Source organism: Bradyrhizobium acaciae (assembly GCF_020889785.1).
Lineage (GTDB): Bacteria > Pseudomonadota > Alphaproteobacteria > Rhizobiales > Xanthobacteraceae > Bradyrhizobium > Bradyrhizobium acaciae.
The window spans coordinates 37,741-61,539 of sequence record NZ_JACMYK010000006.1 but is presented as its reverse complement, the minus strand read 5'-3'; the positions used below and the strand labels follow the sequence as shown (position 1 = coordinate 61,539).

Annotated in this window: 19 protein-coding genes and 1 pseudogene; 13 read left to right on the top strand and 7 right to left on the bottom strand. The window is 62.1% G+C overall.

Going from position 1 to position 23,799, the window contains the following annotated elements:
• Position 1 precedes the first annotated feature (1 nt).
• The 6 genes from H8A92_RS04835 (at position 2) to H8A92_RS04810 (ending at position 7,127) form a co-directional block, all read left to right on the top strand.
• Positions 2-1,225, top strand: a complete 1,224-nt coding sequence (locus H8A92_RS04835) for an acyl-CoA dehydrogenase family protein (RefSeq protein ID WP_229194715.1) — start codon at positions 2-4, stop codon at positions 1,223-1,225.
• A 34-nt stretch (positions 1,226-1,259) separates the two neighbouring features.
• Positions 1,260-2,321 carry an LLM class flavin-dependent oxidoreductase gene (locus tag H8A92_RS04830; RefSeq protein ID WP_229194788.1) on the top strand — a complete coding sequence of 354 codons (1,062 nt, stop codon included), beginning with the start codon at positions 1,260-1,262 and terminating at the stop codon, positions 2,319-2,321.
• A 220-nt stretch (positions 2,322-2,541) separates the two neighbouring features.
• Positions 2,542-2,829, top strand: coding sequence for a co-chaperone GroES (groES, locus tag H8A92_RS04825; RefSeq protein WP_229194714.1), 288 nt, complete (start codon positions 2,542-2,544; stop codon positions 2,827-2,829).
• An 84-nt stretch (positions 2,830-2,913) separates the two neighbouring features.
• Positions 2,914-4,539, top strand: coding sequence for a chaperonin GroEL (gene groL, locus H8A92_RS04820; RefSeq protein ID WP_229194713.1), 1,626 nt, complete (start codon positions 2,914-2,916; stop codon positions 4,537-4,539).
• A 149-nt stretch (positions 4,540-4,688) separates the two neighbouring features.
• A complete protein-coding gene (locus tag H8A92_RS04815) occupies positions 4,689-5,522 on the top strand; it encodes a MetQ/NlpA family ABC transporter substrate-binding protein (RefSeq protein WP_229194712.1) in 834 nt (277 codons plus the stop codon).
• Positions 5,523-5,531: 9 nt separating this feature from the next.
• Positions 5,532-7,127, top strand: coding sequence for an ABC transporter substrate-binding protein (locus H8A92_RS04810; protein WP_229194711.1), 1,596 nt, complete (start codon positions 5,532-5,534; stop codon positions 7,125-7,127).
• Here the strand turns inward: H8A92_RS04810 and H8A92_RS04805 are convergent.
• The 4 genes from H8A92_RS04805 to H8A92_RS04790 are packed head-to-tail and all read right to left on the bottom strand — an operon-like array spanning position 7,124 to position 11,033.
• Positions 7,124-8,083, bottom strand: coding sequence for an ABC transporter ATP-binding protein (locus tag H8A92_RS04805; protein ID WP_229194710.1), 960 nt, complete (start codon positions 8,081-8,083; stop codon positions 7,124-7,126). The genes H8A92_RS04810 and H8A92_RS04805 overlap by 4 nt on opposite strands.
• Complete coding sequence (locus tag H8A92_RS04800) at positions 8,061-9,065, bottom strand: ABC transporter ATP-binding protein (protein ID WP_229194709.1); 1,005 nt, start codon at positions 9,063-9,065, stop codon at positions 8,061-8,063. The genes H8A92_RS04805 and H8A92_RS04800 overlap by 23 nt, the downstream gene beginning before the upstream one ends.
• 4 nt (positions 9,066-9,069) lie before the next feature.
• Positions 9,070-10,044, bottom strand: a complete 975-nt coding sequence (locus H8A92_RS04795) for an ABC transporter permease (RefSeq protein WP_229194708.1) — start codon at positions 10,042-10,044, stop codon at positions 9,070-9,072.
• Between the two features lie 2 nt (positions 10,045-10,046).
• On the bottom strand, positions 10,047-11,033 hold the full coding sequence (locus H8A92_RS04790; protein ID WP_229194707.1) for an ABC transporter permease: 987 nt from the start codon (positions 11,031-11,033) through the stop codon (positions 10,047-10,049).
• Between the two features lie 211 nt (positions 11,034-11,244).
• Between H8A92_RS04790 and H8A92_RS04785 the strand changes: the two genes are divergently transcribed.
• Complete coding sequence (locus H8A92_RS04785; RefSeq protein ID WP_229194787.1) at positions 11,245-12,447, top strand: LLM class flavin-dependent oxidoreductase; 1,203 nt, start codon at positions 11,245-11,247, stop codon at positions 12,445-12,447.
• Positions 12,448-12,464: 17 nt separating this feature from the next.
• Here the strand turns inward: H8A92_RS04785 and H8A92_RS04780 are convergent, their stop codons facing one another.
• From H8A92_RS04780 to H8A92_RS04770, 3 genes are read right to left on the bottom strand one after another with little or no spacing between them, the layout of a single operon-like run.
• On the bottom strand, positions 12,465-13,862 hold the full coding sequence (locus H8A92_RS04780; RefSeq protein WP_229194706.1) for an LLM class flavin-dependent oxidoreductase: 1,398 nt from the start codon (positions 13,860-13,862) through the stop codon (positions 12,465-12,467).
• Positions 13,863-13,877: 15 nt separating this feature from the next.
• Complete coding sequence (locus tag H8A92_RS04775) at positions 13,878-15,059, bottom strand: acyl-CoA dehydrogenase family protein (RefSeq protein WP_229194705.1); 1,182 nt, start codon at positions 15,057-15,059, stop codon at positions 13,878-13,880.
• 20 nt (positions 15,060-15,079) lie between these two features.
• Positions 15,080-16,687 carry an ABC transporter substrate-binding protein gene (locus H8A92_RS04770; protein ID WP_420831292.1) on the bottom strand — a complete coding sequence of 536 codons (1,608 nt, stop codon included), beginning with the start codon at positions 16,685-16,687 and terminating at the stop codon, positions 15,080-15,082.
• A gap of 264 nt (positions 16,688-16,951) precedes the next feature.
• On the opposite strand from H8A92_RS04770, the gene H8A92_RS04765 reads away from it, so the two are divergent.
• The 6 genes and pseudogenes from H8A92_RS04765 to H8A92_RS04740 all read left to right on the top strand — a co-directional run bounded on the left by H8A92_RS04765 (position 16,952) and on the right by H8A92_RS04740 (position 23,593).
• Positions 16,952-18,547, top strand: a complete 1,596-nt coding sequence (locus H8A92_RS04765) for an ABC transporter substrate-binding protein (RefSeq protein ID WP_229194703.1) — start codon at positions 16,952-16,954, stop codon at positions 18,545-18,547.
• 161 nt (positions 18,548-18,708) lie between these two features.
• Positions 18,709-19,791: an ABC transporter substrate-binding protein gene (locus tag H8A92_RS04760; protein ID WP_229194702.1), complete on the top strand. Its 1,083-nt coding sequence runs from the start codon at positions 18,709-18,711 to the stop codon at positions 19,789-19,791.
• Positions 19,788-20,630: pseudogene (locus tag H8A92_RS04755) on the top strand (ABC transporter ATP-binding protein). Before H8A92_RS04760 ends, H8A92_RS04755 begins: the two are co-directional and overlap by 4 nt.
• Positions 20,627-21,484, top strand: coding sequence for an ABC transporter permease (locus H8A92_RS04750; RefSeq protein ID WP_229194701.1), 858 nt, complete (start codon positions 20,627-20,629; stop codon positions 21,482-21,484). The pseudogene H8A92_RS04755 and the gene H8A92_RS04750 overlap by 4 nt, the downstream one beginning before the upstream one ends.
• Positions 21,471-22,250, top strand: coding sequence for an ABC transporter permease (locus H8A92_RS04745; protein WP_229194700.1), 780 nt, complete (start codon positions 21,471-21,473; stop codon positions 22,248-22,250). The genes H8A92_RS04750 and H8A92_RS04745 overlap by 14 nt, the downstream gene beginning before the upstream one ends.
• A 239-nt stretch (positions 22,251-22,489) precedes the next feature.
• Positions 22,490-23,593 carry an ABC transporter substrate-binding protein gene (locus H8A92_RS04740; protein ID WP_229194699.1) on the top strand — a complete coding sequence of 368 codons (1,104 nt, stop codon included), beginning with the start codon at positions 22,490-22,492 and terminating at the stop codon, positions 23,591-23,593.
• The last annotated feature ends 206 nt before the right edge of the window (positions 23,594-23,799 follow it).

The window sequence follows — 23,799 nt, the reverse complement described above, 5'->3', positions numbered from 1 at the left end:
GATGACGCAGATCGATCAAGCCTGGGGCAGCGGCCCGTCGTCACGATATGAAGACCTTGCGGAGCCCTTTCGGCCGTTGTTCCGCTCGATCAGGGATACCGCCGTCGCGCGTGATCTTGAGCGGCGCCTGCCCTATGACGAGATCAAGGCGTTGCGAGCGGCGGGCTTCACGACCGTGCGGGTGCCAGACGAGTTTGGCGGCGCCGGCGCGACGCTGCCGGAGCTGTTCAACCTGCTGATCGAACTGTCGGAGGCCGACTCGAACGTCACCAATTCGCTCCGTTCGCATTTTGGCTTTACCGAGGATGTGCTTAACTCGGCCGATCCAAAGCGCCGCGAATTGTGGCTGCGCCGCATCGGCGAGAAGACGCTGTTCGGCAATGGGCACAGCGAGGTCGGCGACAACAGGCTGCAAGCCTTCTCGACCACTGTTTCGAGCAGGGACGGGCAGCTGGTGCTCAATGGCAGGAAATACTACACGACTGGTACGCTGTTCGCCGACTGGATCAACATCGCGGCCCAGCATGAGAACGGCGAGCCGGTCGGTGTCGTCGTTTCGCGCCATTCGCCCGGGGTCGAGGTGCTCGACGATTGGGACGGCTTTGGCCAGGCGCTCACGGCGAGTGGCACGACGATCTTCAAGGACGTTCCGGTAGAAGGTAACCAAGTTGTCCCGGTGACTGCGCGGTTCAAATACTCCAATCCATTCTACCAGCTCGTGCATCTCGCGACACTCGCCGGCATCGGTCGCGCGGCGGCTAACGACGTCGCGCGCCTGGTCAAGCAGCGCACGCGGGTATTCAGCCACGGCAATGCAGATAGCGTTGCGGCCGACCCGCAGATTCTTCAAGTGGTCGGAAGGGTGCGCGGCAATGCCTACGCAGCTGGCGCGATCGTGCTCAAGGTAGCCGAGGCCTTGCAACGCGCCCACGAGGCGCAGCTCTCACGGGACGAAGACCGAACTGCCGCAGCCGTGGCCATTGCCGAACTCGAGCTCGATCAGGCGGTGACGGTTGTTTCCGGCCTGATCCTGGAGGCGACGACAATTTTCTTCGATGCGCTCGGGGCGTCGTCGGCGGCGCGCAATTTGGCACTCGACCGCTACTGGCGCAATGCGCGGACGATCACCAACCACAACCCGCGGGTCTATCGGGACCGCATTGTCGGCGATTTCGCCGTCAACGGAACGCCCCCGCCGGGTCAATACCGGATCGGGACGCCGTGAGGCGAGAGCAGGCTCGAGACGAGATTCTTCACCGATGGCATTCCCCTTGCGATTTGGCGTATGGGCGCTTACCCATGGCAGTTGGGCTTCCCGTCATCATCCCACCGATCCGCCCGATGCGTCCTGGACCCGCGTTCGCGCCCAGATCTTGAAAGCCGAAGCGCTCGGGTATGAATCTACGCTGCTTGCGCAGCACATCATTCATCCGAGCGGCGACGACCAGGATTTGCTCGAAACTTGGACTGGCGCAGCGGCACTTGCCGCCGTGACTAACCGGATCGAGTTGATTGCGGCGATCAAGCCCTTGCTGGTCCACCCGGTCGTGCTCGCGAAGATGGCGCTGCAGATCGAGAATATCAGCGAAGGGCGGTTCGGTATTAATCTGGTCAATGCGTGGTATCGACCGGAGCTGGAGCGCTCGGGAATTGGCTTTCCCGATCATGACGATCGCTATGCCTATGGGCGGGAGTGGGTCGAGATATTCGAGCGGCTGACATCTGGCCATCGGGTGGACTTTCACGGCCGGCACTTCAATGTCGAAGCCTACCAACTCCGTCCGCGCGACCAGTTCCGGCCACGGCCGGCGATCTATCTTGGCGGCGAGTCGGAGGCGGCGCGGATGCTCGCGGCCCACGCGGCGGACGTCTATTTCATGAATGGACAGCCGCTCGAGGACATCCGAGCCCTTGTCCAGGATGTCGCCCGCAGGCCACGTGTCGGGCCGCCCATCCGCTTCGGGATGTCCGCCTTCATCATCGCACGCGACACGGATGCCGAAGCGGAGGCCGAGCTGGCTCGGCTATTTGCCATCTCGGAGCAGGACAAGCCGACGCGCGCGCGGCTGGTGGCGAATGCGGATCCCGACGCGCAGATGTTCAAGACCGCGGCCAAGGAGGTGCGGGTCGGGACCAATGGCGGCACGTCGGCGCGGCTGGTCGGAAGCTACGACACCGTCGCCAGGCGCATCGTTGAATTCAACGCAATTGGTGTCGAGCTGTTCATGCTGCAATTCCAGCCGGTGGACGAGAACATGGCGCGCTTCGCCGAGCACGTGATCCCGCGCGTACGACGCCTGCAGGCCAAGGCCGCAGCCTAGACGGTGCGACACGCGGCTGATCTCGCTCGGTGCGTCCTTGCATCTTACCGATCCAAACGTTTTTCCGCGCCGCGCTGCGTTGGCAGCAATCATCTATTTTGTCGACGCAATTTGACATGGACACGAAACGATCGCGACCATAACGTTTTGAAGCCGTCAAAAGCGAAATCGCACCATTGATGCGCGAACCTGAACGCAGATATTGTCAAAGGTAGGCCCGATGAGCTTCCGTCCGTTGCATGATCGTGTGGTGATCCGCCGCATTGAGGAAACCAACAAGACCAAAGGTGGAATCATCATTCCCGACACGGCGAAAGAAAAGCCGCAGGAGGGAGAGGTCGTCGCCGTCGGTGGCGGGGCGCGAGATGAAGCCGGCAAGCTGCATCCGCTCGACGTGAAGAAGGGCGACCGGGTCCTGTTTGGAAAGTGGTCAGGAACCGAAGTCAAGATCAATGGAGAAGATCTGCTGATCGCCAAGGAATCCGACATACTCGGCGTGATCGCCTAGATCCCGTCATCCACAACACCTCAACGATGTCGCTCCGCGCAGTCTTCTGCGCGATAGGATCAGTTTGCTCGAAGGACAATGCATATGGCTGCAAAGGATGTGAAATTCTCGACCGATGCCCGCGATCGTCTCTTGCGCGGTGTGGACACACTTGCGAACGCCGTCAAGGTGACTCTGGGCCCCAAAGGGCGCAATGTCGTCATCGAAAAGGCATTCGGGGCACCGCGGATCACCAAGGACGGCGTGACGGTTGCCAAGGAGATCGAGCTCGAGGACAAATACGAGAACATCGGTGCGCAGCTTCTGCGCGAGGTTGCTTCCAAGACCAACGATCTTGCCGGCGATGGCACCACGACCGCGACCGTACTGGCGCAAGCCATTGTCCGGGAGGGCGCGAAGGCCGTCGCCGCAAGCCTCAATCCTCTCGACCTCAAGCGCGGTATTGACCTGGCGGTCGCCGAGGCGATCAAGGATATCGAAAAGCGGGCGCGAAAGGTGCAGTCTTCCGAAGAAGTCGCCCAGGTCGGCACGATCTCGGCGAACGGCGATGTTGCGGTCGGAAAGATCATCGCCAATGCGGTCAAGAAGGTCGGCAATGATGGCGTCATAACTGTCGAAGAGGCAAAGAGCCTCGACACCGAGCTCGATGTCGTGGAGGGCCTCCAGTTCGACCGTGGCTACCTGTCACCCTATTTCGTCACGAACGCGGAGAAATTGCTGGTCGAGTTCGAGGACCCCTATCTTCTGATCCATGAAGCCAAGCTGAATTCGCTGCATCCATTGCTGCCGGTGCTTGAGGCGGTCGCGCAGTCCGGCAAGCCGTTGCTGATTGTCGCCGAGGATGTCGAAGGCGAGGCACTTGCGACCCTGGTCGTCAACAGGCTTCGTGGCGGCCTCAAGGTGGCCGCCGTGAAGGCGCCGGGGTTCGGCGATCGGCGAAAAGCTCAGCTCGAGGATATCGCAGTCCTGACCGGGGGGCAGACGATCTCGGATGAACTTGGAATCAAGCTCGAAAACGTGACGCTGTCGCAGCTTGGCCGTGCCAAGCGCGTCCGGATCGACAAGGAGAACACGACGATTGTCGGCGGGGCCGGCAAGCGCAAGGATATCGACAGTCGGATCGCCCAGATCAGGGCGCAGGTCGAAGAGACCACTTCGGAGTATGACCGCGAGAAGCTGCAGGAACGCCTTGCCAAGCTCTCGGGCGGGGTTGCCGTAATCCGCGTTGGTGGAGCAACCGAGGTCGAGGTCAAGGAAAAGAAGGATCGTGTCGACGATGCGCTCAATGCCACGCGAGCGGCAATCGCGGAAGGCATCGTGCCCGGCGGCGGTGTTGCGTTGTTGCGGGCGAAGGCCGCCATCGGTCGGCTGAGTCATGGCAATTCCGATGTGCAGGCCGGGATCAATATCGTCCTCAAGGCGCTGGAAAGTCCGATCCGGCAGATCGCCGAAAATGCCGGCGTTGAGGGGTCCATCGTGGTCGGGAAGATCCTTGAGCAGCGCTCGCCGACCTACGGCTTCAATGCGCAGACCGAGGAGTATGTCGACCTGATCGAGGCAGGGATCGTAGACCCGGCGAAGGTGGTGCGAACGGCGTTGCAGGATGCCGCATCAGTCGCGTCATTGATCGTGACCACGGAAGCGCTGGTGGCTGAACTGCCAAAGGACAAGCCAGCAATCGTGGCTCCCGGGGCGGGGGGAGAGTTCTGAGCAACCGGCCGGCGGTCTCGCCGGTCGATTGATCAGAACGGGACTGTCGCGCGGAGAAACGGCCAAACGGCGGCTTTGGTCGATCTCCCGCGACAGTCGTCTCCGTCTCACGCATGGATTGCCGCGGCAAGGATCGGGAAAGCAAGACGATGTCGCGAGGAAGCAGATCTCATCCCTTCAACGTGGCCCGGCCGAGGCGATACGTCGCGATTGGCCTGGCCCTCGCTGGATTGCTTGCCAGCGTTTCGCTGGCTTCGGCTGATGAAAGGCTGCTCAGGATCGGGCTCGCGACCAGCATATCGAACCAGGCCGCAGAGATTGCGGCGCGCGAAGCCAAGGCGCAGGGTCTGAACGTTGAACTGATCGAGTTCAACGACTGGAATACGCCGAACCGCGCAGTGGCCGAAAAGGAGATCGACGCGAATCTGTTCCAGCACGCTCCGTTCCTTGAATTCAGCATCAGGAATGCGGGCTACAAGCTCGTTCCCGTCGCGGCCGCCTTCAGTACGCCGTTCGGGCTCTATTCCAAGAAGTACAAGTCGATACAGGATTTTCCGGACAATGCCCGGATTGCGATTTCGAGTGACGCGGTCAACACGGGGCGCGCCTTGCTGCTTCTGCAGCGAGCCGGCCTGATCGAACTCAAGCCAGGGGCCGACCATCGTGCGAAGCTGGAGGACATCGTCAGCTATCGCCGGCCATTGAAGCTGGTTCAGCTCGAGGGCCCGCAGATTGCGCGCGCCCTTGACGACGTTGATGCCGCAGCAACTTATCCGACGTTCGCGAAACTTGCGGGACTTGATCCGTCGGCGGGCCTGATCTTCGAGAACGACCCGATCTATGCGTTCCAGTTCGTAACGCGCCCGGAACTGAAAGACGATGAGCGCCTGAAGCGCTTCATAGCCCTCTACCGTGGATCCGAAGCCGTGCGTGCCAGATTGCTGGAACTTTATGGGTCGCTTGTGAGCTTCCCGGGGTCGTAGGGAGGCACAATGGTCTCGATCTCCCGACGAACCTTCGTTAAAGCAACCTTGGCTGGGCTCGCAGCGCCGGCCGGCGGCGCGCGGGCGCAGGAGGGCAGCCCCCGCACCGGCGGGCGACTGAGCTTCGTGATCCAGCCCGAGCCGACCACTCTGGTGTGCTTCAACACCACGGAGGGTCCGGCGATCCAGGCCAGCACCAAGGTGGTCGAGGGGCTGCTGACCTACGACTTTGAGCTCAATCCCAAGCCGCAGCTCGCAACGGCCTGGAGCATCACTGAAGATGGGCTGCAATACCGCTTCGACCTGCGGCAAAACGTGAAATGGCATGACGGCCAACCGTTTACGGCAGCGGACGTTGTCTATTCCATCGGTCTTCTCAAAACCGCGCATCCTCGCGGCCGCACCACATTTGCCAATCTGCTCGAAGCCGCCGCGGTCGATGTGCACACGGTTGTGCTTCGACTGTCCAAGCCGTCGCCGTATCTGCTCTATGCGCTGGCGGCAGGTGAGTCTCCCATCGTTCCGCGCCACGTTTACGACGGCAAGGGCGATCCGCTGCAGAATCCGAACAACCGCGCGCCAATTGGGACGGGACCCTTCGTTTTCAAGGAATGGGTGCTCGGCAATTACGTCAGCTATTCCCGCAATCCAAACTACTGGGACAACCCGAAGCCATACCTTGACGCCTTGCTGGTTCGGATAATCCCTGACGGGGCAGCGCGCGCCGTCGCGTTTGAAACCGGCGAACTGGACCTCGGTGGATCAACGCCCGTTTCGCCACTGGATCTGGAGCGTTTCCGATCCCTTCCACATCTGGGCCAGGAGACGCGTGGTTACGAATATTCGCCGACGCTGTACGGCCTCGAGTTCAATCTGGATCACCCGATCCTGAAGAGCCCGCAAGTTCGCAAGGCGATCGCACATGCGGTCGATCCCGCCGTGGTGCTGAACGTGGCATGGTACGGACTTGGGGAGCGGACGGTCAGCATCGTCAGTCCGACTCTGAAGCGGTTCTACAACACCAAGGTCCCGACATATCCATTTGATCCGAAGGCAGCGGGCAAGCTGTTGGATGAGGCGGGCTTCCCCTTGAAGGGGCGCTGGCGCTTTGCGCTCACGCATGACTTCCAGCCCTTTGGCGAGAACTTCAAGCGTAGCGGCGAGGCCCTGAAGAGCGCGCTGGCGGCCGTCGGCATCGACGTGACCGTTCGCGGGCAGGATTTTCCGAGCTATCTGAAGCGCGTCTATACCGACCGCGACTACGATTTCACCTTTCACCCTTTTACCAACATGTTCGATCCGACGGTCGGCTTGCAGCGGTTCTTCACCAGCGACAATTTTCGTAAGGGTGTGGCCTTCACCAACGCGAGCCATTACTCCAATCCGGAGGTCGACAGGCTTTTTGCCGAGATCGCCGTCGAATCTGACACGGACAGACGCAGAGCGCTGATTGATCGCTTTCAGGAGATTGTCGCGGATGACCTTCCGGTGCTCCCGCTGATGCTGAGCAAACCCGTGACGGTCTACAACCGGCGCGTGGTCGGCCACACCATCGATAGCGCCGGTGTGCAGGGCAATTTTGCGAACGTCTGGTTGCGCGGCTAGGCCGCGCTCGGCGCTGCAGTCATCTCGGCATGGTGGCATGCAACCTGATGGCCCGTCGACGTGACCCGCAGCTCGGGGGCCTGTCGCGTGCAGAGCTCCGTCGCGAGCGGACAGCGTGGCTGGAAGCGACAGCCTTCGGCCACGTTGCGCGGGTCAGGCAGATCGCCGGGCAGGGGGGCTGCGTACCGACGCCGCGCGGGGTCCGGAACGGCGTCGATCAGGGCGCGGGTGTAGGGATGCCGCGGAGTCTTCCAGATCTGCTCATGGCTGCCGGTTTCGACGATGCGCCCGAGATACATCACCAGCACCCGGTCGGATAGGTAGCGCACGACCGAGAGGTCGTGGGATATGAAGAGCAGCGACAGCTTCAGGTCGCGCTTGATGTCGGCGAGCAGATTGAGGATCTGTGCCTGCACCGACAGATCCAGCGCCGACACCGGCTCATCGCAAATGATGAGGTCCGGTCCCAGGATCAAGGCTCGCGCGATCCCGATCCGCTGACGCTGGCCGCCGGAAAATTCGTGCGGATAGCGTGCGACCGCGTCCTCCGGCAAACCGACCTGGGACAGAATGGCGCTGACCCGCCGGCGCCGGTCGGGCCGCGAGCCGACGCGGTGGACGTTGAGCGGTGCAAGCAGGATATCGCCGATGGTCTGGCGCGGATTGAGCGAGGCGAACGGATCCTGGAAGATCATCTGCAATCTGCGCCGATAGGCTCGCAGCCGCCGCTCCGGCAGCGTCGTGAGATCGACGCCATCGAACGCGATGCGCCCGGCCGATGGCTCGACGAGCCGCAGGATTGTCTTGCCTAGGGTCGACTTTCCGCAACCGGATTCACCAACGAGGCCGACGGTCTCGCCTGGCGCGATATCGAGCGACACGCCGTCGACGGCGTGGACCGGCGCAGCGCCGACCCGATAGGTGGCTTTGAGATCAGTAACTGAGAGCAGCGTCATGGTGTAATCCGCGGGACGATTCGGTGAGATCGACGTGGCAGGCAACGCGCCGTCCGCTTGCAGCATCGCGCTCGTCCGGGACGTTGGTCCGGCACCGCGCCAGCCGGTCAGGACACCGCGGCGCAAAAGGGCAGCCTGCCTGAGTCGCGGCAGAGGCGATGTTGCCGGGGATTTCGGCCAGCCTGGCGCTTCGATAATGCAGCCTGTCGTGCAATCGCGGGGATGCCGCGAGAAGCCCCCGCGTATAGGGATGCAAGGGACGCTCGAACAAGATGCCCGGGGACGCTTCCTCGACCTTTCGTCCTGCATACATGACGATGACACGGTCGGCCCATTGGCCCACCAGACCGAGATCATGGGTGATCAGCAGGAGCGATAGCGACAGTTCGCGACGCAGGCGGTCGAGCAGCTCCAGCACCTGAGCCTGGATGGTTACGTCCAAGGCCGTTGTCGGCTCGTCCGCGATCAGGATCTTGGGACGACATGCCGCCGCGATCGCAATCATGACGCGCTGGCGCATGCCGCCCGACAGCCGGTGTGGATGGTCATCAAGGCAACGCTCGGGATTGGGAATGCGTACCAGATCGAGCAGTTCGGCGGCTTCGCGGCGCGCCTGCGCCTTCGTGAGGCCGCGATGCAGTTGCAGAACCTCGGCGATCTGCCGGCCGATGGTCAGCACGGGATTCAGCGACGTCATCGGCTCCTGGAAGATCATCGCGATATCGCGGCCGCGCCGGCTGCGCATCTCAACTTCTGGAAGCGCGAGCAGGTCGTCATTGTCAAGACGCACCCGACCGGAGGCAATGCGGGCGGCGCCGGGGAGCAGGCGCATGAGCGCCAGCGCCGTCAGCGATTTTCCAGACCCGGATTCGCCGACGATGGCAAGCGCTTCGGCCGGAGCAAGGCCGAAACTGAGGTTCCGCACCGGCGTTGCGTTCGGAAAGCAGATAGTGAGGTCGCGGACGTCGAGCAACGGCGTCATCCTGTTACTCCTTGCTCAGACGTGGGTTGAGCACGTCCGTGAGCCCGTCGCCGATCAGATTCAGTGAGAGCACGGTCAGGACGATGACCACGCCCGGAAGCGCGGTGAGATACCACGCTGTTCTGATCAACTCGCGCCCGGAGCCGATCATGCTGCCCCAACTCACGACATTCGGGTCGCCAAGGCCGAGGAATGACAGCGCCGCTTCCATCAGGATAGCAGTTGCGACCATCACCGATGTGGTCACGATAATTGCCGGGAGAGCATTCGGCAGGATCTCACGGATCACGATACGGCTGTCGCTGAAGCCAAGAGAGCGCGCCGCCATGACGAACTCCTTCTCGCGCAGCACCCTGAATTCGGCGCGGACCAGCCGCGCGATGGTCGGCCAGGTGACCAACCCAATGGCCCACGTCACCGTGGTGATCGAAGGTTGGGCGATCGCGACCAGTACGACGAGCAGGATGAAGCTCGGAACGGTCTGGAACAGTTCGATGATCCGGACGAGGATGTCGTCGATACGGCCGCCCCGACAGCCGGCGACGGCTCCGACCGCTGTGCCGACCGCGACGCCGATCGTCGTGGCGACAAGACCGATCAGAAGTGAGACTCGCGCGCCGTGCATGAGGCCTGCAGCGACATCGCGGCCCAGCGAGTCGGTTCCAAGAGCGTAGGCCAGATCCTGTCCGGGCCACAAGAGCGGGCGCGCCACCATCGAAAGAGGATCGCCGGGAAAAAGAACCGGCGCAGATACGGCTGCAGCGAAGATCACCAGCAACAAGCCTGCGCCGGCGACGAAGGACGGATTCCGTCCAAGGCGCCGGAGCAATTGTGATCGGGAATGGCCAGCGTCGGCCGCGATCAGATGCGTGTCCGGCGCGTGAATGTTCGGCCATTCGGGACGCTCGGGATCGGTCCGTAGCCGGTCGTCCGGAGACCGCTCGGCAGGACGTGTGGAGTCGAGGATGGCGTCGGTCATGATCAGCGAGCCTCGATGCGTGGGTCGAGCCAGGCCTGCACGAGATCAACCGTCATATTGGCGACGATCACGAGCAGGGAAGAGAGCAGGAGGATCCCGAGGAGCACGCTGAAGTCGCGGCTCATCACGGCCTCGAAGGCGAGGCGGCCGAGGCCGGGCCAGCTGTACACGGTCTCGACCACCACTGCGCCGCCAAGTAGGCCTCCGAAATGCATGCCGGCGACCGTGGTAACCGGCAACAAGGCGTTGCGCAGCACATGACGTACCGTGATCGTGAGCGGAGAAAGTCCCTTCGCGGCAGCCGTGCGCACGTAATCCTGCGCCTGGGCCTCCAGCATGGCCGCGCGAGCCAGCCGGGAGTAGATCGCGATGTAGAACAGGGAGAGCGAGAGAGCGGGAAGAACCATGTAGCGCGCACGATCGATCAGCAGATCGAAGCCACTAACGTCCGCGCCGATGGTGGCGGCGCCTCCGCTTGGTAACCAGCCCAGCTTGACGGAAAACAGCAGGATCAGCATCAGGCCGATCCAGAAGCCGGGTATCGAGTAGAACAGCGTGACCACGATCGAGATCAGGCGATCAGGCCATCGGCCGGCGAACGTCGCCATCACGATGCCAAGCGCGATGCCTCCGGCGAGCGCGATGACAAGTGCGGTTGCCATTAAGGCTACGGTACCGGGCAGTCGCTGACCGATGATGTCGGCGACCGGAAGATTGTAGCGTGGCGAATAGCCGAGGCTCAGATGGGCGAGATTATCGAGGTAGGCGACAAGTTGCAGCAGGACCGGTTGATCGAGGCCGAAGCGGGCCCGTAGCGCTGCAACCGTTTCCATCGTCGCCGATCCGGACTCGCCGGCCAGCACGTCGGCCGCATCTCCCGGCGCGAGCTGCAGCAGAAAAAAATTGATGACGATGATGCCGATCACCGTCGGGATCGCCTGCAAGATCGTCCGGCGAAAAGTATTTCCGATGCGCTGGATGTTCGACATGTTTCTTCTAACTTCCGTGATGTCTCGGATAGATGCATTTGCTCAACTCGTCGTCCTTCGTGCGGCGGGCGGATGGAGAGACGCCATGACGAGAGAGGAGACGCGGTTGACAACGGTGAAGCGCGTCGCCAACGTCGATACATTCACGTGCGATCGTATCGATGTTGCGAATGCGCCACGAACCACACGTATCACCACGACGGACATGATGATGACGATAGTGCACAAGCCGGGCGACATCGTTGGCTGGCCGGTCTTTTCGAGCCCGAGCCAGTTTCCAGAAAGTCCGCTGTCGAAGGCACTGCAACAGCCGCTGCTGCTCGGGCTGTTCCTGCCGATCCAGGCCGGGGGCTGGAGCGCATCGACCCTGCCGCGCTCGACGACCTGGACGTTTGACTACAATCGCGATCTCACCCTCAGCGCAGAGTCCTTCGGCTTCGACCTCGTGTTCGCGCTGTCGCAATGGCTGCCGAAGGGCGGCTATGGTGGCGTCTTCACAGGTGAAGCGCTCGATTCGTTCATCACCACGGCATCGCTCGCGGCCGTCACGTCGCGGATCATGCTGATCTCGACCATCCATGTGCTCTACGGACCGATCCATCCTCTGCACCTCGCCAAATACGGTGCGACGCTGGATCACATTTCCGGAGGGCGCTGGGGGATCAATGTCGTGACCGGGCACCGTGCCATCGAGCACGAGGCGTTCGGCTGGAACCAGATCGAGCATGACAGGCGCTACGAACTGGCGGCCGAATTCATCGAGGTGCTGCAGCGGCTGTGGAGCGACCACGAGAACTTCTCGTTCAAGGGGCAATCTCCCTGGCGCCTGAGCAACGCGTTCGTGACGCCCAAGCCGCGGTTCGGGCGGCCAATCCTTGTCAACGCGACCGGATCGGACGCCGGCATCGCGTTCGCGGGCCGCTATTCCGACATCGTGTTCGTCACGAGCCCGGCAGGCTCGTCCTTTGCGAGCGCGATCGACGTGCTGCCGGCGCATGTCCAGCGCGTCAAGCAATCTGCTGTCGATGTCGGACGCGAGGTGCGGACGCTGCTCAATCCGATGGTCGTCTGCCGCGAGACTGAACGCGAGACCTGGCAGTATCACGACGCGATCGTCGACCACGTCGATCCTGTCGCCAGCATGCAGAACTTCGCGAGCGATGCGCATGCGTGGAAGGGACGCGTCGGTGTTGATGCGCCGAAGCGTCGTGCCATCGGAGGCAATATCGAAGTGATCGGCACGCCCGAGCAGGTGGTTGAGCAGTTCGTACAACTCAAGAAAGCCGGGATCGATGGTCTTCAGCTCAGCTTCTTCGACTTCAAGCCTGATCTGGACTTCTTCGGTCGCCGCGTGCTGCCGTTGATGGAGCAGGCCGGGCTGCGCCATGTCGTGCCGAAGCTCGAGATTGGTTGACGCGTGTTCCATGCGGGTCAGGCGGAGGCAGCTTTGAGCGCCCGCCCGACGGCGGACAGCCGGAAGCCGGCGGCAGGATGCGACGAGGGCAGACGTGCCCGACCAGTACCGAAGACCTTCTCGCGCAACGTGCCCGGAGCGTATTCAGTCTTGTAGACGCCGCGCCGCTGCAATTCCGGCACGACAAGCTCGGCGAAATCCCGATATCCGCCGGGCGTCACGGCGTAGCTGAGATTGAACCCGTCGATATCGGTCTCCCGGATCCAGCTCTGCAGTTCGTCGGCCACTTCTGCGGGTGAGCCGACGATGACGGGGCCGCGGCCGCCGATGCCGTTGTGTTCGATGATTTCGCGAATGGTCCAGGGGCGCTCGCTCCTGGAGAAGGAATCGATCATCGAGGTGACCGCGTTGTCCTTCTTCACGGTCGGAAACGGATCGTCGAGGCTGTAACGGGACAGGTCGATCCCGGTCCAGCCCGACAGCAATGCGAGCGAGCCCTTCGGGTCGATATAACGCTGATAGTCGCGATACTTGGCGTCCGCCGCGGCACGGGTCTCGGCGACAATCACCGTCGTCAGGGCATAGAAACGGATATCGCGCTCGTTGCGGCCGAACGCGCGTGCGCGTGCGCGGGTCTCGGCGACGTTGGTTGCAGTTCTTGTCCTGGAGTGCTCGCCGAGGAACACCGCTTCGGCGTGCCGGGCTGCGAAATCCTTGCCGCGATTGGAGGCGCCGGCCTGGAACAGGAATGGCGTCCGTTGCGGCGAGGGGTGGACGAGGTGAATGGCATCGACCTTGAAATGCGTGCCATGGCGATGGACTTTGCGGATGTGCTGTGGATCCGCGACCACGCCCCTGTTGGGGTCGACGGCGATGGCCTCGTCGTCCCAGCTGCCTTCCCAGAGTGCATAGACGGCATCAAGGAACTCGTCGGCAAGATCGTAGCGAGGATCGTGTGGCATGATGTTGTCGTGGCCAACCGCGCGTGACGCTGCGTTGGAATAGCCGGTCACGATGTTCCACGCGACGCGCCCCTTGGTCAGGTGATCCAGGGTTGAGAAACGGCGGGCGAGCGTAAAGGGCGGCTCGTACGATACAGGCGCCGTGACGCCGAGGCCGAGATGCTCCGTGACATGAGCCATGGCCGAGACCAGCAGCATCGGATCCAGCTTCGGAATCTGCGCCCCGCTGCTCAGCGCCGCGTCGGCCGTTCCCGCATAGACGTCATGAATTCCGATGCCGTCGGCGATGAAGATGGAGTCGAACTTGCCGGCCTCGAGAATGCGCGCGACGTCCGTCCAGTAATCAAGCGTATCGAAGTCAAGCGAGCGGTCCTGCGGATGACGCCATAGCCCTGGAGAAAGGTGAACCGGGCTGAAGATGGCGAAGCCGTTGACCTGGATTTGCTTGGGCACGGCGGACTCCCTTGGCTACTGGAAGGTGGACGGCTCGGGATGGACACCCGTGAGAAACCAGTTCCCGACATTGCGCGTCTTGTATTCCGCGGGATTGTGCAGCGTGTGGATGCGGACGTTGCGCCAGAAGCGGTCATAGCCATTGGCGATCGTCGCGGAGCGGGCGCCCATTACCTCGAAGATGCGGCTGGTGACATCGAGCGCGACCTCTCCGGCATGGGCATTGGCGCCGGCAATTACGACCGCGGCCTCTCCACGCTCCTGGGGCGTCAGATCGCGGCCTCGCGACCAGACACGGTCGAGTGTCGCGGCCGCCTCATCCGCGAGCAGCGTGGCGGCCTTCACGCGCGTATAAAGCTCGCCATAGACCCGTCTGACCCAGGGGTCGTCGGTGTGTTTTTCAACGCCCGAATGAAGCCAGGGGCGGGACGTTTCCCGGGTATAGTCGCGCGCCGCGATCAGGGCGCCCTGCGCACTGCCGACGAAGACGTTCAGCAGGGTGCTCTGCTGCAGGAAGGGTGTAACAGTCTGATAAGCACGCCCGCCGTCGGGTTTGTGGTCGAACACCTCGTTTCGATGGACCCGGACCCCGGTGTAGGTAACGCGTCCGCTTCCCGTTTGCCGCTGGCCGAAGCCGTCCCAATCATTCTCGATCCGGATACCGTCTCGGTTTGCTGGAATAGCCGCGAAGCTCCGGGCATTGGTGTCGCGGTCTTCCCAGGCGACCTGCAGATAGTCCGCGATATGCGATCCCGATGTGAACGGGCGAAACCCGTCCAATATATAGCCATCGACGTCGCGGCGACCGAACAGGCTCTTCGAGAAGCTGTTTGCGGTATTGCCCCAGAACCAGTTGCCGGCGGCGGACCGCCGGAAGATGTCGGCAGCCTGCTCACTCGTGCCACGCAGATGCGCGGCGTGCTGGGAGCCGAAATGGTAGCCGTAGAGGTGTCCCAGCGCCCCGTCCACCTTGGCGAACTCACGGGCAATCTTCAGCGCGGTCGACCAGCGTTCTCCGGCACCGCCGAATTCTGCAGGTATCAACAGGTTGAGCAGGCCGCTCTCCTTCAGCAAGGCCAACTGCTCAAGCGGCTTGCCGCCGGCGCGGTCGCGCTCTGCGGCGTCGCGCGCGAAGATCTCGCGCAACCGGACAGCCTTGGCGAAATGCGGATTTGACGTATCGAGATCGAAGCTCATTGAAGGCACCTCGTGCAAGATCAGCTTTGCAGCCAGACGTCGGCAAAGTTGCCGGATGGCCCATCGATCGTCGTGCTGTGATCGCGGACCTTGCGATTGACGATGGTCAGGTTGGGTCCCGTCACCAGGTTGATGTCGGGCAGGTCCGTCGCGACGATGACCTGGAACGCGTAGAACAGCTCACGGCGCTTTGCCGGATCGCTTTCGATGGCAGCTGCTTCCAGCAGCCGGTCGACCTCAGGATTGCTGTAGCCCGAGCCGTTCGAGAAAGGCACGCCGGGCTTGAAGTTCTTCGACCAGTACAGCCGCTGCACGCCGACCGTCGGGTCGAACGAGTGGCTCATGCCGTTGCTCATGAAGTCGAAGTCGCGGTTGGTGTAGGTACGCTTGAACCAGGTCGGGACATCCTGCGCGCGCAGCGTCACGCCGATGCCGATCGCGCCAAGCGCCTGGCGCGTGTAGGCGCCAAGCTGCTGGTAGGTCTCGCCGTAAGGCATGTAGTCATGGATGACCTTGAAGCGCGTTCCGTCCGGCCCGCGCGGCAAGCCTGCGGCGTCGAGCAACGCTTCGGCCCTTTTTGGAGCAAATTCGTATCGTGGAATGTCGGGGTTGTAGAATTGCTTCAGTGCCGGGCTGATTGCCGCTGGTGCACTCTGTGTCCATCCGTAGAAAACGAGGCGGCTTATCGCGTCGCGGTCCACCGCGTGCGCGACGGCACGCCGGACCTCCGGCTTGGCAAAATAGGGATTGGCGAGGTTGAACTCGAGCCGGTACACCATGGGCTGATAATCGTAGCCGCGCGTTTCGATCAGAAGGTTCGGGTTGGCCTTGAGCGTCTCGATCTGCCCGAGCGGCACCGGCGTGTCGGGCGCGTAGTGGATCTCCCCGGTCTCGATCGCCACCGCGCGGGCGTTGGCGTCAGCAATGAACCGGATGACGATACGGTCGAGATAGGGCCTGCCCGGATCCCAATAGTTAGGATTGCGCTCGAGCAGGATGTGGCTGCCCTGTTTCCATTCCTTGAAAACAAAGGGGCCGGTTCCAATCGGCGCACGTCCGTTGGGATTGGCCAGCGGATCGGTGCCCTCGTAGAGGTGTCGCGGCACGATCGGCGATTCCGAGGCCGTGAGGGCGGCAAGCAGGTATGGCGCGGGCTTGTCGAGCACGATTTCCGCAACATGCGGTTCGGGCGTGCGCACCTCGCGAACCGAGGAGAGAGTGCCGCGGCCGCGGGGATGATGTTGCTTGAGAAGCTCGATGGAGTGGCTGACATCTGCGGACGTGAAGTCACGGCCGTCGTGCCACTTTACACCGCGTCGCAGCTCGAACCGATAGCTGAGACCGTCCTCGCTCTTCTGCCAGCTGGTCGCGAGCTGCGGGCGGGGATTGAAATTCAGATCGAAGGTGACCAGCCCTTCAGTCACTTTTCCGCTCACGCGGGTGGTTGGGCCTGCGGTGTGCGTGAGGCTGACGAGAATGGGGGGCTCGGGCTGGATCACGACGTTCAGTGTCCCGCCATGCTTGCCCTCATCGGCTGCACGCGCCGAGGTCAGCATTGGAACGCCGACAAGAGCGCCGGAAGCCAACAGCAGAGCATTCGTGATTTGCCGACGCGTAAGCCCGTTCATTGCCAATCGCACGTCACGTGTGAACACTGCGTCGCAATAATCCACCTCGAGGTTCGACAATCAATCCCGCGGAGCTCCTGTTCGCATAATGAAAATTTGCTGCTGCATGTGTGGCGCGTCGCGCTCATGAACGCGCGCCGATGCTGTGAACAACAAAAGCAAATTCTCTACGAAGCGTGATCAAGATTGTGTCGATAAAAATTGCGCGATGGATTTTTCGGCGAGACGGGCTCTCCGAAAGCCACGGCCAGACGCGGAGGCGCGATGTCGCTGGATCGACGGGCTTTCAATCGCGGCTTGGTTGCCGCCGGCGCGGTCGGTCTGCTCGGACCGCGAGCGATGGCAGCCGATGCCAAGCCGGTGTCGGGTGGCATTCTGAATTGGGTGTACTACCCTGATCCGTCCGCGATCATTGCGATTAATACGTCGTCGGGAACCGGACAGACAATCGGCACCAAGGTCAATGAAGGGCTCCTGGCGTATGATTACGATCTCAATCCGAAGCCGGTCTTGGCGACATCCTGGACAATCGACGACGATGGCAGGCGTTACACATTCCACTTGAGACCGAATGTAAAGTGGTCCGATGGAAGGGAATTCACGTCGGCCGACGTCGCGTTTTCGATCGAGCGGCTGAAGATCGCTCATCCGCGGGGCCGCATCACATTCGCGAATGTCGAGGCGATCGAAACGCCGGACCGGCTGACGGCTGTGATCGTCCTGTCAAAGCCAGCCCCCTTTCTGATTTCAGCGTTGGCCGGTGCCGAATCCCCCATTGTGCCGAAGCACATCTATGAGGCGCTGAAGCCCGAGGAACAGCCCCGCCTGGAGCAGACGATCGGTACCGGGCCGTTCATTCTGCGGGAATGGGTTCCCGGCAGTCATCTTCTGTTCGTTCGCAATCCGAACTATTGGGATGCGCCGAAGCCTTATGTCGATCGCCTTGTGCTGAAGGTCGTTCTGGATCCGGCCGCGCGTGCGGCGGCGCTCGAGGCCGGCGAGGTCGACATCGGCGCGACGCCGGTGCCGCATGGCGATATCGAGCGCTTCAAGGTCGACAAGCGGTTCGTGGTCGATACCACAACCTACGCCTATTCAGGGCCGCAGCAGCAGCTGTTCTTCAACTTCGACACGCAGATCCTGCAGGACCGCCGTGTGCGCAAGGCGATCGCGCACGCGATCGACCATCGGGCGTTGCTCAACGTCGTGTTTTTCGGCTACGGCCTGATCTCTCCGTCCCCGGTCAGCACGGCCTTGCCCAAGTTCTACGATCCGAAGATCCAGGCTTGGCCATTTGATCCAAAGACGGCGGATCAATTGCTGGACGAGGCTGGCCTCAAGCGCGGCGCGGGCAGTATCAGGGCCAAGCTGAGGCTCACGCAAAACCCGTTTCTGCCGGCAAGCTTCGCCGATTTCCTGCGCAACTCCTTGCGCCGGATCGGTCTTGATATCGAGATCTTGCGCTACGATCTCGCAACCTACCTCAATGTCGTCTATCGTGACCGAGCATTTGATCTGACGATCGAAAGCCTCTCTAACACGTTCGATCCGACGCTCGGCGTGCAACGCGCTTATTGGTCGAAGAACTTCCGTATCGGCCTGCCGTTCTCGAATGCTGCGCATTACAGCAATCCGGAGGTCGACCAACTGCTGGAGGCGGCTGCGATCGAGCCGGACGCCGAGAGGCGTCGGGCGATCTGGTCCAAGTTCCAGTCGATCATCCACGAGGAAGTGGCTTCCGTCGACATCGTCGCGGCGGGTGGCGTGATCATTGCCAACAAGAAGGTCCGAAACTTCGCGCCCGGGGCTGAAGGATTGAACGGTAGCTTCGCCGATCTCTGGATCGATCCGTCGGTCTAGGCCATGACATCACTTTCTTTTCCTTTCGCCTGCCAGCGCAGAAGAGAACTAACGCATGACGCGTCAAGAATGAAAATCTGTGTGATTGCGCGGGGCGATCATGGATTGCCATACTCTGATCGCGATGCCGGACGGATGGTGGTGCGGCGAGGAATGTGCTGATGATTTCGAAATGCAGACTTTTCTGTCTCCTGCTTGTGGGCGCCGGTCTCCTGGTCGGCTTGAGGTCGGGGCTCGCCGCCGATGCGCTCACGGTGCGGATCGGCTTTGCCTCCGTTGGCGCCGACAATCGCCAGTTCTCCGGAGGCTCATCCGCGGCGGTCGCCCATTCAGAACATTATCTCGATCAGGAATTGCGCGATCGACCGGATGTGAAAGTCGAATGGTATTTCTTCAAGGGAGCCGGGCCTGCGGTCAATGAGGCGTTCGCCAACAACCAGCTCGACTTCGCAATCCAGGGCGATCTGCCGGAGATCATCGGCCGTGCAAATGGCCTGAAAACCAGGATACTGCTCGCGTCCGGTGCTCACGCGCCGATCTATCTTGCTGTTCCATTCGGCTCGCCGATCCGAAAGGTTGCCGATCTCCGTGGCCGCAAAGTCTCGATTTTTCGCGGAACCAACAATCATCTCGCCGCGGTCAAGGTGTTGGCGGGCAACGGTCTCCAGGAGCGGGACGTTCAGGTCATCAATATGGATACGGCCACCACGAATGCGGCGCTGACGTCAAAGGACATCGACGCTGCGTTCGGAAACTTCCCACTGGCGAGCCTGGCCGAGAAAAATATCGCGGAGATCATCTACACGACCAAAGGCGATAATCCGGCCTATGAACGGCATTCGACCCTGATCGGGCAGGAGGCTTTCATCAAGGCGCACCCCGATATCACGCAGAAGATTGTCTCGGCGATCGTCCGTGCGGCACGGTGGGCTTCGGACGAAGCCAATCGGGAGGCGTTCTTTGACATATCGGCCCGAACGGGTTTCCCGGCCTCGGGATATCGCTTCGACTTCTCCGGGCAGGAGCTGAAGTATCGCAACACCCCGATCATCGATGCATCGATCATCGAGAGCTACCGCGTGCAGGCCAGGCAGGCGAAGGAGTTCGGTCTGCTTCGCCGTGACGTCGACCTCAATGGGTGGTTCGATCGTTCATTCCTGGATGCTGCGATCAAGGAGCAGGGTCTCGTCGGCTACTGGCAGGAATATGACGCGAGCGGGAAGCCGCAGGCGGCCGGACAATGAGCGTCACGGTCCAGGCGCGCGGAAACTCGCTCCCGCTCGCCGGGCCCGTTGGCGGGCGGCTTGAAGTGCGTAACGTTTCCAAGTCGTTCGTCGTCAATAGCGAGCCCGTCGAGGCGCTCCGGGACGTCTCGCTCGACGTCGCGGCCGGTGAGTTCGTCGTGTTGCTGGGGCCGAGCGGTTGCGGGAAGTCGACGCTGTTGCGGCTGATTGCCGGGCTCGAGCCGGAGTTTCGTGGCAGCATCAGCTAGGATGGCGATGTGATCGCGGGGACCAGCCTGGATCGCGGAATCGTCTTCCAGGAGCCGCGGCTTTTCCCGTGGGCGACCGTTTCCCAGAATGTCGCCCTCGGCCTCAAGAATGCCCCGCTTGGCGAGCGGGCCAAGCGGGAGGCCGTCGCCGCGCATATCGCGCTCGTCGGTCTCGATGGATTCGCACAGGCCTATCCGCACCAGCTCTCGGGCGGCATGGCGCAGCGCGCAGCGATCGCGCGTGGCCTCGTCAATCGCCCGCGGCTCCTGCTGCTCGACGAGCCCTTTGGTGCACTTGATGCGCTGACGCGGGCGCGGCTCCAGGTCGAGCTACAGCGAATCTGGGCGCATGAGAGGATCACGATGATCCTGGTCACCCACGATGTTGACGAAGCGGTGCTGCTCGGTGACCGTGTCATCGTGCTCGCACCCCGACCCGGCCGGGTTTCTCGGATTTTTGAGACTTCTGCGCCGCGGCCGAGGTCGCGAACCGACGATGATCTCGTCCGTATCCGTAACGCCGTGCTGCGTGCACTCGGCGATGCCGGAGAAGATGGCCCCGAAGCCGCGCCGATCGGTGGCCTGGGATGAGCGATGCAGCGCTTCGTACGACGCTCGAACCGCGAATTCCCGCGCTGGCGGGCCTTCGACGAATCTCCCTTCGCATCGGCGAAGCGGCATTCCGCCGGCTGGTGAAGCTCGGCTGGTTGCTTATCCTGCCGGCCGTAACCCTTCCGATCTGGATCGTCGGCACCGGCCATGGCTGGCTTCCGGAGCAGATCCTGCCTCGACCCCAGGATGTGCTGCACACGCTGCGGGACATGATCGCGAGCGGCGAGCTCGCCCAGCATGCGGGCTATAGCCTGCGGCGTGTTGCATTTGGCTTCGCGATCGGCGCGACCGCCGGCCTGATTGCCGGCTCCGCCATGGGACTGTCGCGGCGCGTGGACGATTATGTCCGTCCGCTGTTCACGGCGATTGCCCAGGTACCGGCGCTGGCCTGGATTCCACTTGCGATGCTGCTGCTCGGCATTGGGGAGGGGCTCAAGATCGTCGTGATCGCCAAGGCGGCCTTCGTGCCGGTGGTCATGAACACCAGCGCGGGCATCGCGAACGTACCGAAGGCTTTCGTCGAGGTGGGAGAAACGTTCCGCTTTACTCCCCTGCAGATGCTGCGGCACGTCGTCCTCCCGGGATCTGTACCGCCGATCTTCACCGGTCTGCGCTACGGACTGACCCACGCCTGGATCGCGCTGGTCAGCGTCGAACTGCTGGCCTCGTCGGAGGGGCTCGGCTATCTCCTGGTCTGGGGACGCCAGATGTTCTGGCTCGATACCGTCCTGGTCGCGATGATCGTGATCGGCGTGATCGGTTTTGCCAGCGACAAGGTCCTCGCCGTGATCGAAGCCCGTTTGCAACGCTGGCGGATCGATGACGTCCGATAGCGCCCTTGGATCAATCGGCCGCGGGCTGGTCTTGCCGGTCGGCTTGCTGCTGAGCTGGGAGATCGCCAGTCATTCCGGCCTGGTCAATCGCCAGTTCCTGCCACCGCTCGAGCACGTCGGCACCAGCGCCTGGCAGGAATTGGCGAGCGGTGAGCTCGTTGAGGCGCTTGCCGCCAGCCTGCGCCGCGATCTCCTCGGATTTGCGCTCGGTTCGAGCATTGGAGTGTTGCTCGGGCTGTTGCTTGGCCTCTCCACAATCGCGGACCGCGTCGTCATGACTTGGTTCAACGGAATCAAGCAGATCGCGCTCTTGGCGTGGATCCCCCTTATCTCGCTCTGGTTCGGGTTCGATGAGATGGCCAAGATCGCCTTCATCGGACTAGCGGCAGCGATTCCCGTCATTCTCAACCTGGTCGAAGGTGTTCGCGCCACATCCCGCAAGCTGATCGAGGTGGGCGAGGTGTTCCGTTTCAGCCGCAGGCAATTCATTCTTCACCTCTACCTTCCAGCGGCGCTACCGTCGCTGCTGACCGGACTGCATCTGGCGCTGATCTATGCGTGGCTCGCGACGATCGGTGCCGAATACTTCATGGCTGCCGGTCCCGGTATCGGTGGGCTCATCATTTCCGGTCGCGAACGCTTCGATATGGATCTCGTGATGCTTGGTATTCTCGTTGTCGGCTCGGTCGGCTTCCTGGTCGATCGCGGCGCGAGTTGGCTGGAGCGCTGGTTGATACCGTGGGGCGCTGCGTCAGCGCGGGTCTGATCGAGGGAAAGCCTCATCTGCCGCGCTTCAGGAGAGCTATTCCGCCGCGCGTCGCACCGCGACAAGGACTCTCTATCTTTGCCGTCAACTTTGCGATCGACGCAACCGGTCGCTAGACCTAGCATTTTGAACGGCAGATCGCGCGCCGTAGCGAGTGTTTATCGAGCACGGCGGTTGCTCCGTCCCCCGCTACGCTGGTCCGGAGCGTGCGATGAATATTACAGATTGGAAGGCGCTCCATGACGAAATACCAGCGCGAATCTTTCTCACCGTCGCGGCGCAGTCTTCTCGGGCTGGCTGGTTTGGCAGGTCTTGCCGCGCCGTTGGCCGCCATGCAGGCCGCGCGTGCGTTTCCGGCGTTTGGCCTGAATGCGGCTGCTGATCTCTTGGGTGAGGCGCCGATCTGCCGTGTCGGCGGTTCGGAGGAGGCGCCTAAGGGACCGGCTCGTCACATCCGCTTTGCCTATAACGGCACGGGCATCTGCACGGCGGCGGTACCCGTGGCCTTGCACCGGGGCTATTTCGCACGTCACAATCTGGATGTGGAATTCCTGCAGCTTGCAGGGAGCACCGACCAGATGTTGCAGTCGCTGGCAACCGACAAGGCGGATGCCGGCTCGAGCATGCTGCTCAACTGGCTGAAGCCATTGGAACAGGGCATCGACGTCAAGCTGACCACCGGCCTGCATGGCGGTTGCACCCGGCTATTCGTGCGCAAGGAGTCCGGCTACAAGGATATCACCGATCTCAAGGGCAAGACGATCGGCGTCTCCAGCATTTCCGGGCCTCCGCGCAACTTCTTTGCCATCCTGCTGTCGGACAACGGGCTCGATCCGCAGACCGACGTACAGTGGCGCGAATTTCCTGCCGACCTGCAGCTCACGGCTTTGCAGCGCGGTGAGATCCAGGCAATTGCGGACTCCGATCCGAATGCCTGGCTGACCGAGCGGCGCGCCAATGGCGATCTGGTCGAGATCGCATCAAATCTCAGCGGGGAATATGCCAACCTGTCATGCTGTACGCTCGGCGTGCGGAGTTCGCTCTGGGCGTCAGATCCTGCGGCGGTAAAGGCGCTGACCGTCGCTGTTCGCGACGCGGCGCATCATGTCGCCGAAAATCCCGATGACGCTGCCGAGATATTCTCCAAATACACCCCGAAGGTAGCGGTCGCCGATCTTGCGACGATGCTGCGCAGCCACACGCACGGACATCATCCGGCAGGCGCCGACCTGCGTCGCGAAGTCGTGAAGATCACGAGCGATCTGAAACGTGCCACGATCATCAAACCCAATACGGACCCGGCCAAGCTTGCCAATCGCGTCGTCGTCGATATTGACGTCTAGCCAATTTCCCGGAGGAGCCGCGCCGGCACTTAGAAGCGTTGTGTTCATTCTGTGATCTTCTTGGTTTCCGTTTGTCCAAGCGGCACGTGGCGCTTTGCAGATTCTTTTGGCCACACTTGATCCTTTTGGACACACGTCAGGACATGCTGCAATTGGTCCAATGGATTGGGCAAATCGCGGGCATCCAGAAAATTCGTTCAATGATG

What these genes read in the sequence shown, in the direction of transcription:
- groL (WP_229194713.1), top strand. Translation starts at nt 2,914, where the DNA reads ATGGCTGCAAAGGATGTGAAATTCTCGACCGATGCCCGCGATCGTCTC.
- H8A92_RS04775 (WP_229194705.1), bottom strand. Translation starts at nt 15,059, where the DNA reads ATGAGCTTCGATCTCGATACGTCAAATCCGCATTTCGCCAAGGCTGTC.
- H8A92_RS04805 (WP_229194710.1), bottom strand. Translation starts at nt 8,083, where the DNA reads ATGACGCTGCTCTCAGTTACTGATCTCAAAGCCACCTATCGGGTCGGC.
- H8A92_RS04795 (WP_229194708.1), bottom strand. Translation starts at nt 10,044, where the DNA reads ATGACCGACGCCATCCTCGACTCCACACGTCCTGCCGAGCGGTCTCCG.
- H8A92_RS04835 (WP_229194715.1), top strand. Translation starts at nt 2, where the DNA reads ATGACGCAGATCGATCAAGCCTGGGGCAGCGGCCCGTCGTCACGATAT.
- H8A92_RS04810 (WP_229194711.1), top strand. Translation starts at nt 5,532, where the DNA reads ATGGTCTCGATCTCCCGACGAACCTTCGTTAAAGCAACCTTGGCTGGG.
- H8A92_RS04815 (WP_229194712.1), top strand. Translation starts at nt 4,689, where the DNA reads ATGTCGCGAGGAAGCAGATCTCATCCCTTCAACGTGGCCCGGCCGAGG.
- H8A92_RS04790 (WP_229194707.1), bottom strand. Translation starts at nt 11,033, where the DNA reads ATGTCGAACATCCAGCGCATCGGAAATACTTTTCGCCGGACGATCTTG.
- H8A92_RS04765 (WP_229194703.1), top strand. Translation starts at nt 16,952, where the DNA reads ATGTCGCTGGATCGACGGGCTTTCAATCGCGGCTTGGTTGCCGCCGGC.
- H8A92_RS04770 (WP_420831292.1), bottom strand. Translation starts at nt 16,687, where the DNA reads ATGAACGGGCTTACGCGTCGGCAAATCACGAATGCTCTGCTGTTGGCT.
- H8A92_RS04750 (WP_229194701.1), top strand. Translation starts at nt 20,627, where the DNA reads ATGAGCGATGCAGCGCTTCGTACGACGCTCGAACCGCGAATTCCCGCG.
- H8A92_RS04740 (WP_229194699.1), top strand. Translation starts at nt 22,490, where the DNA reads ATGACGAAATACCAGCGCGAATCTTTCTCACCGTCGCGGCGCAGTCTT.
- H8A92_RS04760 (WP_229194702.1), top strand. Translation starts at nt 18,709, where the DNA reads ATGATTTCGAAATGCAGACTTTTCTGTCTCCTGCTTGTGGGCGCCGGT.
- groES (WP_229194714.1), top strand. Translation starts at nt 2,542, where the DNA reads ATGAGCTTCCGTCCGTTGCATGATCGTGTGGTGATCCGCCGCATTGAG.
- H8A92_RS04800 (WP_229194709.1), bottom strand. Translation starts at nt 9,065, where the DNA reads ATGACGCCGTTGCTCGACGTCCGCGACCTCACTATCTGCTTTCCGAAC.
- H8A92_RS04745 (WP_229194700.1), top strand. Translation starts at nt 21,471, where the DNA reads ATGACGTCCGATAGCGCCCTTGGATCAATCGGCCGCGGGCTGGTCTTG.
- H8A92_RS04785 (WP_229194787.1), top strand. Translation starts at nt 11,245, where the DNA reads ATGACGATAGTGCACAAGCCGGGCGACATCGTTGGCTGGCCGGTCTTT.
- H8A92_RS04830 (WP_229194788.1), top strand. Translation starts at nt 1,260, where the DNA reads ATGGCATTCCCCTTGCGATTTGGCGTATGGGCGCTTACCCATGGCAGT.